8 protein-coding genes are annotated in these 11016 nt (G+C 67.7%); 6 read left to right on the top strand and 2 right to left on the bottom strand.

Translation table 11 applies throughout. From position 1 onward, the window contains the following. Together AB0C29_RS07185 and AB0C29_RS07180 are read left to right on the top strand one after the other, a co-directional pair. The coding region (locus tag AB0C29_RS07185; RefSeq protein WP_360816407.1) for a helicase HerA domain-containing protein at window positions 1-1755 on the top strand (1755 nt) is incomplete at its 5' end. A 459-nt stretch (window positions 1756-2214) separates the two neighbouring features. Continuing rightward, the gene (locus AB0C29_RS07180; RefSeq protein ID WP_360816404.1) at window positions 2215-2685 is read left to right on the top strand and encodes a hypothetical protein; all 471 of its coding nucleotides are present in this window, start codon (window positions 2215-2217) and stop codon (window positions 2683-2685) included. A gap of 345 nt (window positions 2686-3030) precedes the next feature. Here the strand turns inward: AB0C29_RS07180 and AB0C29_RS07175 are convergent, their stop codons facing one another. Both AB0C29_RS07175 and AB0C29_RS07170 read right to left on the bottom strand, forming a co-directional pair. Then, on the bottom strand, window positions 3031-4164 hold the full coding sequence (locus tag AB0C29_RS07175; RefSeq protein WP_360816401.1) for a hypothetical protein: 1134 nt from the start codon (window positions 4162-4164) through the stop codon (window positions 3031-3033). Between the two features lie 714 nt (window positions 4165-4878). Beyond that, a complete protein-coding gene (locus tag AB0C29_RS07170; RefSeq protein ID WP_360816398.1) occupies window positions 4879-5346 on the bottom strand; it encodes a hypothetical protein in 468 nt (155 codons plus the stop codon). 691 nt (window positions 5347-6037) lie between these two features. On the opposite strand from AB0C29_RS07170, the gene AB0C29_RS07165 reads away from it, so the two are divergent. The 4 genes from AB0C29_RS07165 to AB0C29_RS07150 all read left to right on the top strand — a co-directional run bounded on the left by AB0C29_RS07165 (window position 6038) and on the right by AB0C29_RS07150 (window position 10973). Then, window positions 6038-6853 carry a replication-relaxation family protein gene (locus AB0C29_RS07165; protein ID WP_360816413.1) on the top strand — a complete coding sequence of 272 codons (816 nt, stop codon included), beginning with the start codon at window positions 6038-6040 and terminating at the stop codon, window positions 6851-6853. 618 nt (window positions 6854-7471) lie between these two features. Further along, window positions 7472-8122, top strand: a complete 651-nt coding sequence (locus AB0C29_RS07160; RefSeq protein ID WP_360816395.1) for a hypothetical protein — start codon at window positions 7472-7474, stop codon at window positions 8120-8122. A 391-nt stretch (window positions 8123-8513) separates the two neighbouring features. Next, entirely contained in the window at window positions 8514-9872 is a 1359-nt protein-coding gene (locus tag AB0C29_RS07155) for a hypothetical protein (RefSeq protein WP_360816392.1), read from the top strand. A 744-nt stretch (window positions 9873-10616) separates the two neighbouring features. Further along, window positions 10617-10973, top strand: a complete 357-nt coding sequence (locus AB0C29_RS07150; protein WP_360816389.1) for an Lsr2 family protein — start codon at window positions 10617-10619, stop codon at window positions 10971-10973. The last annotated feature ends 43 nt before the right edge of the window (window positions 10974-11016 follow it).

Genomic DNA, 11016 nt, shown 5'->3' with positions numbered 1-11016 from the left:
CCGCTGCTCTGGGCACTAGAGACTTTTCAGACAGGACCATCCACGCGCCGTGCCGGCACGGCGGCCGGTGCGGGACGCCGGGACCCGGGCGTGGAACGCGACGTGCGGGCGATCCTCGACAAGACCGCCCACCCGCTGTGGACCATCGCCATCCGCTACGCCATCGCCAAGGACAACCACCGCGCAGGATCCTCGGCGCAGGCCCGGCTGCGCGGGGTCGCGGACGCGGTCGCCTCCTCGTTCGCCGTCTACGCCGCCCGAAACTCTCTCGCCCACCGGGCCCGGATGAGCGCACCGGTGGCCGTGCTCGCCACACGGCGCCTCGGCGCGGGGTTCCTGGCCTCCACTCCGGAGCTGGCGGTGCTGGCGGCGCTGCCGCGGGATCTGGCCGTCCCGGGGCTGGACCGGGCACGGGCGAAGTCCATGCCGACACCGGTGGCGGTACCCACCGGCGGGCGAGGAACGAAGGTTCTCGGCGACGCCGAGGTCGGCGGCCACGCCGTCGCCCTGCCGGTCACCGACGCCCGCTATCACCTGCACGTGGTCGGCGCGACCGGCTCCGGCAAGACCACCATGCTCGTCAACCTCGCCGTCGACGACATCAAGGCCGGCCGCGGCACCGTGGTCATCGACCCGCACGGCGACATGGTCCTGGACATCCTCGACCGACTCCCCGCCACCATGGCGGACCGGGTGGTGCTGTTCGACCCCGACCAGCCCAACCCACCCACCCTCAACCCGCTCTCCGGTGACGACCCGGACCTGGTCGTCGACAACCTCGTGTCGATCTTCGGCACCATTTTCGCCAAAGCCTGGGGACCGCGGATGGACGACGTCATGCGCGTCGCCTGCCTCACCCTCCTACGTCACGCCAACGTGACCCTGCAGCACATCCCACCTCTGCTCAATTCGGCGCAGTTCCGCTCGGCGATGACCGTCGGCCTTGACGACCCAGCCGGGCTGTCCGGCTTCTGGCAGTGGTACGACGAGCTCAACCCCGCCCTGCGTTCGCAGGTCATCGGCCCCGTCCTCGCCCGCCTGCGGGCATTCCTGTTGCGCGACTTCGTCAAACGGACCATGCGCTACCCGACGTCGAGCTTCGACATGAGTGCCGTCCTCGACGGCGGCGCCTTGCTCGTACGGATCCCGAAAGGTCAGCTGGGAGAGGACACCAGCAAACTGCTGGGGTCGCTGGTGCTGGCGCAGGTGTGGCAGGCCGCCACCGCCCGCGCCAACATCCCGGCCGACCAGCGCCGCGACGCCACCCTGATCATCGACGAGGCGCAGAATTTCCTCACTCTCGCCAACTCCCTCGATTCCATGCTTGCCGAGGCCCGTAAATACCGGCTGTCCATGGTCCTCGCCCACCAGGACCTGGCGCAGTTCCCGAAAGACCTGCTCGCCGCCGCGTCCGCGAACGCCCGCAACAAGATCTACTTCAGTGTGGCGCCCGAAGACGCACGCATCCTGGCCCGGCACACCCTGCCGGAGCTCGATGAACACGACCTGACCCACCTGGACGCCTACACTGCCGCCAGCCGCCTGATCATCGCCGGCCGGCAGACCCCGGCGTTCACCATGAAAACCCGCCCACCCAAACCCCTGGTCGGCGAGGCGACCGCGATCCGGCAGGCCGCCGCGGCCAAGGTGCCCGCCCAGAACACCAGCGCGATCGACGACCTCGTCGAACGGTTCTCCGCCCGGCCGGACAACAACCGCCGAGCCCGCGGCAGCGGTACGAAGCCGAAAACCTGAGCCACAGGCAATCGTAATTGCGGCGGTGCTCGGTGGCTCGGGTGTGCGCCGAGACAGGGACCCGGTCAGCAGCCGGTGCGGGGTCGGTGCGGAGTCGGACATTGAACCGGCAACGTAGCGGACGGCCATGTCTGGTCCCACCTTCCGGCGTCGGCGTGCCGGTTCGGCGGAGGTTCAGTTGAGCGAACTGGGCGAACCACCCGAGCCGACCGCTGCAGAGCAGCAGCTCACTTCCACGAGCGGCTGTGGGCTGGCACCGACGTGTCGTACGCGACCAGGCCGCGCATTATCGACGGCAGATCAGTCAAACGACGTGGGTTACCGGCTCAGTCAGGCAGCGCCGGACCGGGGGATACTCGAACGATGAGTTCGCCGAGCAGGTCAACGACGGATCCACCCGGCGGGGGCTCGGCGGAGTACCGAGACGGCGGTAAGCCGTGGAAGGCGGCAGCCGCGGCAGTGTCGCGACTGGTGGTCGGCGCCGGCACGGTCGCTGTTGGCATGGTCGCGGGTGCGGTCAGCCTGGCGGCGGCAACCCCGGTCGATGTGCCTCTGTTGGTTTCGGCCGTAGTCCTGACCCTGGCCGGGACACTGATGCTCGGGCTGCCGTGGCTGCGTCCGTACGCCGGCCGGGCCGGTTGGCTCGCGGGCTGCGCCACCACGCTGATCGGTTCGGCGCTCGCTGCGTTGCTGCCCGTTCGACAGACCTGCTGCGATGCGGCTTACACCTTCTCGTGGGGACTGCCCCTGCCGTGGATCACCGCGGGTGGTGACACCCCACATCAGGCCTACGCCACCATGAGATCAACCCTGGTCGAGACGGACACGCTGTCTGCCGCCGTCGACCTGCTTTTCTGGTTGACCACCGGTCTGGTCGTCGGCGTCGCCGTCGGACTTCTGCGGCGAGCGCTGCGTAACCGAACTGCTTAGTTCCCCGTTGACGTCCGCCCCGGCGTTTCGCCCGAACGAGGCCGACGCGAACACTCTGCGGCTGTAGCAAAGCGTGACTGCTGGGTGCCGACCGACGACCGAGCGCAGGCCGGGAGGGAACCTGGCGCGCGATGCCTAGGGCAGATCAAGCAGGCAGATCCGACAGTCCCATGCCGTGAGGTTCTCCCCGGGCGATGGCCGCCGCCTGGCACTCCGACGATTCCTCCGGCGATCACCCCGCACGCGTTATCAGCGGCAGTACACAGGGCATGCCGTGATTCTCCCCTCAGCTCTGCTGCCTAACGAATTCCACTTATCACGGGTTCAAGCTAGTGGCTGGCAGAGTTAGACATATCCTATACGTGATGCATTATCGTCACCACCGGCTGGACTGTCGTCGTCCTTCTTCCGTCTTCTTCTCAAGACAAAACCGACGGTGCCGAGCGCCGCGAGGAGAGCGGCAATAGTCAGTAATAGCTCCTTCGATGCGACCGCAGCATTTTTTGTTACATCCCAAAATGCAACCGTGGGGTTTTTCCCTACTTTCTTAGTTCGATTGCTGCCGTAACCACCGACGAGGGTGCCGTCGACCGAACCCTTAATTTTGACTGTCGCCGTCACGACTACCGCATCCGTATTAGTCACATCGACGGTCAGACTACGTTCGAGTGATAGAGGCTTCGAAAACATGATCCTATGGAGGGAGCAGGTGCGTTCGCTCTTTCCGCCGCCGGTCGCCTCCAAGCAGACCTCCGCCTCCCCTGTAGCTGACAAGCCAGGCGGAGCTGGCCTCATCGACGAAGTCAATCTACCGGTCAGACTCGCCCGCCGACCTTTCGTCAGAACACCGGTAGAAACGACCTCGAAACCTAAGCCATCGACAAGATCGGCAAGCCATTTATCAGCGTCTGAAATGCGTCGGCTCGGCCGAGCATCAATATTGGCCGACACTGCCACCGGTGTTGGCAGGTCATTCCCGGTGAGCAGGGCCGTGACCGTTACTGGGCCCGGAGACGATACTTGAGCTGTCCAGCCAAAGTCAGATGGAATCTCGGTGGCACCCAGAGTGAAGCCGGAAAGTTTCGTTGACGGCGATGTATTCACCTTAGATTTAGTGACGAAGGTGAGAGCTACAGCAAACTTGCAGACACTGTTTGCACCTCGACGAGCGGGTCGCCAGGCAAGTTTGATGGGGAATGATTCGTCAACGTATATAATTGGATCCAAAATGAAGCGGAAGGACCACTCTCCACATTGCCCGAGGTGAACGCTAGCCGGCACAGGCGGGGACGTATCTGGGATGGCTGGGGTTGGTCCTGGGCGTGGATCTTCGCCGCGTTCGGCAGCGTAAGTCAATGCTCCGGCGACAAGTGTGAGTGCAGCTGTAAGCAGGGCGAAAATGCGAGGGAGCCAATAATGACGGCCACTTCTCCCGGTGCCCGATGGGTTGATCGGGATGTGTTCGTCGGTTTTCCTCACGTCTGGAATCATACTGTCCCGGTCACGCTGTTGACGTCAGGCCAAGGTGCGGGAGATCAACATTCATAGTTGATCTCTATCGCCTCGTGGCTCGCGTCAAAGGCACCGATATGGACCGTTTTTTCGGGTGTCGATGTGCCGAATCGAAGCCTTGTGCGATAAGACGCCAGAACTTGTCACGGCATTGGTGAAGTGTTGAAGCGAGAACTTGGCTCTTAGTACCGAAATCCGAGACGTCGCGACGGCGCACTCAAATCGGCTCGACGACCTGCACCCGAGAGCAGAGCCCGGCCTCTACGAGAAACCACACCGTCCCGAGACGCTGGTCGGGTCCCACACCACCTACGGCTCCCAGCCACCGTTGATCACGACCGGGATCGCGGTGACCGTGTTGACACTCCTCGGCATAGGGAGCGCGGCGATCTTCAGCGACCGCGCGAACGAAGACGGCCCTCTGGACGCACTTAACGCCTATGTACAGCCAAGAGTGTCCGCCAATGACGACCGCGCTGCCGCCGAACTAACCTGTCGCACGCCGACCCGCATCGCACTGGCAGTGCGCCGTGGTCGTCACTGTGTAGAGCAAGGCCGAATAGGCCTCCATGCCGGATTCCTGTTCCCTTGAGCGACTGCCGATGTTCCGCGCTGGCGAATCTCCCCCTGTCACGACGCCTAGATACTTCAGCCGGTTACTCCGCGGGGCTCGCCGACTCTTCACAAGGTCTGCTGGTCGGCGCGGCATCGCGCAGAGCCTGCGCCGCAACGCGGCTGCGCTTGGTGCTTCGCATCGACCAAGGGCCCACGATGGCCCAGAAGAGGACGGCGAGTCACCACCACGGCCCATTGAGGACCACGTTTAACCACGGCCACGGCGAGCATCAGGCCGAACACCGCGATCTCGACTGCAGGCGTCGCCGTGCGGCGTAGCCTTCGCTCCACCAGCCGGGAGACAGATGGATGCAGTCGTGCGTCGTCCGGCCACCGCCCGGCGTCAACGCTGCGCACGATCGTGATCCGCTCGTCCGCGGTCAAGATATGCCCGCCGGCTTGGCAGATTTGTCGCTCTGGAGACCTGATGAAAAGACCTATCACGATTGCGAGCAGCACTGCCGAGGCCGCAGCGCCGATGATCTGGCCTGTCGGTTTGGAGTCGTCGTCGCTCGCCCACGAGAAGACGAACATGACCGCTCCGAAGACCAGGCCAGCGACCGTCCCGCGCGTCCGCCAGGTGCGCTGGAGCCACCAGTAGGTCCTCGTACCCCCGCGGGGCAGCCGCTTGTATTCATCGCCGTCACTCGTGCCTGCTCTCTTCCCGGCCGATGCGGATCACAACCCGCCGCGCGTGGAGGAGCCAGCTCTCATCCGACCGCTGCCGGCAGCGAACGGCAACGAAGCTGTGGCCGACCCGCCATCCGGGGCGGCGTGACCCCAACCCCCGTCAACGTTCATGGCCGGGGCAGTAGAACCTAAGCCGCAGTGCCCTGGCCACCGCAGACAGTCACAACCGCACTCACACTGACAAGACTGAGGTCGACTGGTCTGTCAGTGCACCCGGTCTTCCGTGGCCCTTTCCGCTGGTTCTTCACCAGCCCTTCACCACTGATCGCCCCGCCCGGCTGACAGATCCCGCCGGCGGGGTCATTCCTGCTGCACACAGGCCGTGCCCCGGTCCGCCTGCCGCCTCGCCGATCTCAGACACCCTCCCTCGGAGGGGCAGTCTCTTCCGCTTGGAGCATCCACAGTGGCGACCACCAACTCCCACTCCTCGTCGTCCGGCTCTCGCCGTTCCTCCGACTCCCTTGCTCGTCGCTCGCCGTCGCGTCTTGTCCGGCTCGGGCGTCTTCGCCGTCTCACCCCTCGCGATCACCTGCTCCTGCGGTGGCTCGCCGAGCACTACATCCTGTCCACCGAGCAGATCTCCGCGGCCCTGTTCCCGTCGCGGCGCTCGGCGCGGCTGCGTCTGGCCGTGTTGCAGCAGCTGGAGGCGGTCACCCGGTTCGTCGACACCACCACCGGCGACCGGCAGTACCTCTACACCCTCGGTCCGCTCGGCGCCGTGGTCTACCCGACGCAGTTCAACGATCCCAACCGGGCGGGCGCCCGGGCGCCGCGTACCGCGATCGAACGCACCGAGCGGATCATCGGCAGCCGCCGGCTTGTCCATCTGCTGGGGACCAACCAGCTGTTCATCGACCTGGTCGCCTACGCCCGCACCCACACCGGTGTGCGGCTGGCGCGGTGGTGGTCCGAGCAGCACGCCACGGCTGTGTTCGCCCGGGCCGGCGTGCTGCCCGACGGGCACGGCGTCTGGGTCGCCGGCGGAGCAGAGGTCGGGTTCTTCCTCGAGCACGACAACGGCACCGAACCTCTGGGCACTGTGCTGAAGAAGCTGCGCGGCTACGAACAGCTCGCCGCCTACGGCCCCCGCTACCCGGTCCTGCTACGGGTGCCCGGTCGGCGTCGGGAACGGCACCTGCTCGACGCCCTGTCCGGGGTGCCGACCGTGATGCCGGTTGCCACCGGTATCCACGGCGAGCACCCCGCCGGCCCGGTCTGGACCCTCGCCTCCGATCCTGGCCCGCGATGGTGGCTACACGAGCTGCCCTCTGATCACGGCCCGGACAACCCGGCGACCAACCCGCACCGCTACTTCGACGACGAACCCGCCGACCTCGACCCCGAACCCTGAAGCGGTGCCAGTCGCAGGTCAACGGTGCTTCCGTCAGACGCAAGATCGTTTGTCAGACTTTCCGGGTCTGACAGCTTCGCGCTGCCAGGCCCACACCATGCGGCGCTGCTTCTGACAGTGCAGGTCAGACCGTCTTCTGACGATCACGACACCGGCTGAGACTGACAGATCCGGCCGTTACCTTCGTCGGCACTACCTCATCCCATATTTCGCTCCACCCGGTCCGGTCCCGCCTTCGGGATTGCCTCGCCGCACCTTCTCGGTGTGCCTCGTCCACCCGCCCCTTGAGGGCCGGTCGGCGACCGCGCCGCACAGCGAGCCTCCCAGGCCGCACCGCACCAGTCAGCACCACCAGCACCATGTCGGGTCCATTCCGCTTCATCACCCGCAACCGACCCATGCACCCGGTGGGCCGGTCGCCTCCGCGCGCCTGAGACGCGCCCGCATCCATGAAGGACTTCCGCTATGACCGCTACACACAACCGTGCGGCCACGCCTCTGAGCCGCTTCGGTCGCCGCGTCCCCACCAGCGCGAGCACCACCGCTTCGTCGACCACGACCACTGGCCCGGCGCTACCGGCCACTCCGGTTCAGACGCCGATCGCGACGATCCGGTCGATGATTATCTGCCTGCACGACGGACTGCCGTCGCACGCGCTGACCGCGCACCAGCTCTACCGGCACTTCGGTGTGTCCGGCACTCTGCAGCCCCGCTTCTGGGCTGTCGAGGCCCGGTGGCTGTGGCAGACCAGGCACCTCATCGCACCGCGCAAAGGCAAGCCCACCTCCTGCGCCGGTGGACCGGTCAAGCTCCTCGAGCTCGCCGGGCTGCGTCACGCCGCCGGCCTGGGGGCGGGTATCCGCCACCAGGTGTGGCAGCACGTCGTGCACGGCACACCACCGGCCCGGGCGTGGCATGTGTACGAGGCTCGGCATCTGGCCGAGCCCGCCACCTATCCGCTGCAGCGGGCGGAGGCGGACTTCTTCGGCCAGCCGCGGGTCAACGCGATGCGGCTGCACAACGCCGCCAGCTACGGCGCCGCGCACCTCGCCGTGGAGGAGCTGGAGATGTTCCAGGCCGGCCCGCTGGCCTACCAGCACTACAGCGCCGCCACCGCCGTCTGCGCGGACGCGCTGCTCACCGCCGACGGGCACAAGCTCGCCCCGACTAGCAACGCGCTCGCCCACCGGGTGACCTACCTCGAGCAGGCCGGCCGCCACCTCGACACCGTCGACACCGGCCAGCGGCTGCTCGCCATCGCCCTCTAACCCACCGCGAGCCGGTCGGGCACCGCCACCACCCCGCACCCGGGTATCGGCGGCGGCCCGACCGGCTCCAACGCCACGGTCGCGGCTGTTCAGCGAGCTGACCGGCCCACCGCGCGGACCCGCAACTCCAGGTCGCCGGCAACACCGCGCTCTGGCTAGGCAACGCAGCCGCGCGCAGGCGTCTTCGCCCCCACCAGCAGCTAGACGAGCGCCGATCCGCGGGCGGGTCAGCCCGCCCGGGCGCCTAGCCGCCCCCACCCGAGCACTCCCATTCCGATCTATCCCTTCCGGGGACCGTGCCTGGCCGCGTGCCGCCACCCCCGGAACACCGGGGACAGGTATGCGGTCCGCCGCGCGGTGATCCCGGTGAACTCTCCCGGAGGACCCACCGATGTTCACATCCGTCGACCCGTCCGCACCGATCAGCTCCGTTCTGCGAGCCGTCGCCTTAAGGCAGCCCGACTCGGAGACGATGCAGGCGATCATGCAACGCCGATCCGAGTTCCCGAGCTCGCTGCAGGCGCAGCTCACCGGGGTCGCCCTCGACCCCGCCGCCCGGGAAGCCGCCGAGCAGTCACTGGACGTGTTCTGGTCGAACGAGGCAGCCCGCCAGGACACGCTGCGCGCCTCCGGCACGGACCGGGAAGTCATCATCGGCAGTGGATTCCACGCCGCGGTGTACGCCGCCGTGCGTGTCCTCGCCGGCTTCGCCAAGCCTCTGGTGCTTGAGCGCGGCCCGCGCGCCGGTGGCACCTTCGCGATGACGACACGCCCCACCTTCTACCTCAACTCCCGCAACCGTCCCGGCGGCGCAGGACCGGCCGGTGACTTGGGCACCAGCCTGAACTACCTGCCCGGCGCGCCGATCCAGGCGGCGAACCTGTCCATGGCGGAGTACCAGAGCAACACCGACATGGCCTTGATCATCCGGCTGACCCTGGCACAGTTCGCCGACGTGGTCACCGACGCCAACGTCGTGTCCGTGGCCGGTGACGCCACCGGTCTGCAGATCGACATCGCCGACCGCGCCTCCGTTCCTGCGGGACGACTCATCGACGCCCGTGGACTGGGTGACCCCCGCGTGCAGAACCTGACCAACGGCACCACCATCGTCACCTTCGCGCAGTTCATGAACCGCATGGCCGGCATGTGGCCGCTGCGGGACCTACGCCGGGTCGCGGTGATCGGTGGCGGCGACTCCGCCAAGTGCACCGTCGAGTCGCTGCTGGGCCTGGCACCGCCTCCGCTGATGGCCGCCGCGGCCCTGGACCAGGTGGACCGCATCGACTGGTACGCCACTGATCTGCCCAGCAGCTGCGATACCTGGCGGCAGAGCATGCGTAGCCGATACCAGGGCATCGGCCGCTACCTGCGTCCGGACCGGCTGGGCGTGCGCCGGCTGACGGTGCAGAACCGTCGCCCACAGCCCGTCGCGCTGCCCGGCGCGGCCCTCATCGACGGCCGCACCTATGACCTGGTCGTGGTCTGTACCGGAAACCTGGAGACACCCATCCCCGGGATCACGGCCGAGTCCTTCGACGAGTACGACATCGCCGGTGGGGACGCGGTCGCTCTCAGGCACTACACCCTGCCGGTTTTCCGGGTCGGCCCCCACGCCCGGCTGCCGTTCACCCGCCAGGAGCGTGAAGACGGCATCGCTGACATCGCCGCCAACGCTGTCTCGATGTTCCGGACCGCCGGCAAGACCGCCGCCCTGGCCGCCACGCTCGACGCGGCAACCCGCGACTGACAGCCCAGCAGCCCATCTACCGGGCTGATAGCAGATCAGCGTCCGGCCGATGACCCGATCGGTGGCGCACCGACCACCGCCGGGGCGCCGCCGCCGGCGCACCGGCCGGACGTCACCCGCGCAGCCCGTCGTCTCCGGGATGCGCAGCAGGTCGACCGGCCAGCACCCCATCTCTGACCCGTCATCGGCGAACGGAGAACCGCCATGTCCGACCAGCACGACCCGGCTGTCCCCGTGGCATTGCCGCCCGGCGCCCGACCGCTGTCCACACAGCAAGCCGTCGACGCCCTGATGTTGGGCGATCACCCGCAGAGCCACCAGGGAACCTCGGCATCGACGTCGCCCTCATCGCGCTGCGACAGGGCCACATCATCGCCTGCCGCCACGCGGACGGCCGCATCGGCTTCCACCGCAACCCCGGCACCACCGCCTGATCCGGCCGCCGCCAGCCACCCAGGAGAAGAGGGTGTAGCGGTCGCCAGGCAACGTCCCCGGCGCCCAGGGGACGGGGCGCCTGCACAAGCCCGGCCGGCGAAACGGCCGTCGTTTCCTCTTGCACCGCATCACTGCCGGTGACGCGGCTCCGCCCGCACCAGGCCCGCCTGCGACGTCACCGTCTGACCCTCCATCACACACCCCTGCGCCCTGGTTCACCGCTCCGTCGCCCCGCTGCCGCCCCGGCTTGCGGGGCTCCTTGCTGTCCGGCACCACATCAACCCCCTTTTGTTGGAGAGGAGCCCGATCGTGGCTACCCGTATCACCAGGACCGTCATCGACGACGTCGACGGCACCGACGCCGCCGGCACCTACCGCTTCGCCCTCGAGGACACCGCCTTCGAGATCGACCTGTCCGAGGACAACCTGGCCCGGCTCCGCGCCGCGCTCGCCCCGTTCATGGCCGCCGGCCGTCGGCTGCCCAAGAACTCCACCGTGCGCGGCGCCGCCCGTCCCACCACGGCGTCGGAGGCGGTCAAGCGGATGCGGCGCTGGTGGGCTGACAACCAGCACCGCGACGACGTCCCCGAATACCGCGCCAGCGGACGCCTTCCGCAGCAGGTCATCGACGCCTACCAGCAGGCCACCACGCCGCAGCAGAGCTGACCGGTTCGTGGGGGCGGCGGGGCGCCCGCGCCGGGCGCGCGCG

This window comes from Actinoplanes sp. NPDC048791 (genome assembly GCF_040650095.1).
GTDB lineage: Bacteria > Actinomycetota > Actinomycetes > Mycobacteriales > Micromonosporaceae > Actinoplanes.
The sequence above is the reverse complement of the archived record's forward strand: the minus strand, read 5'-3'. Positions and strand labels throughout refer to the sequence as shown.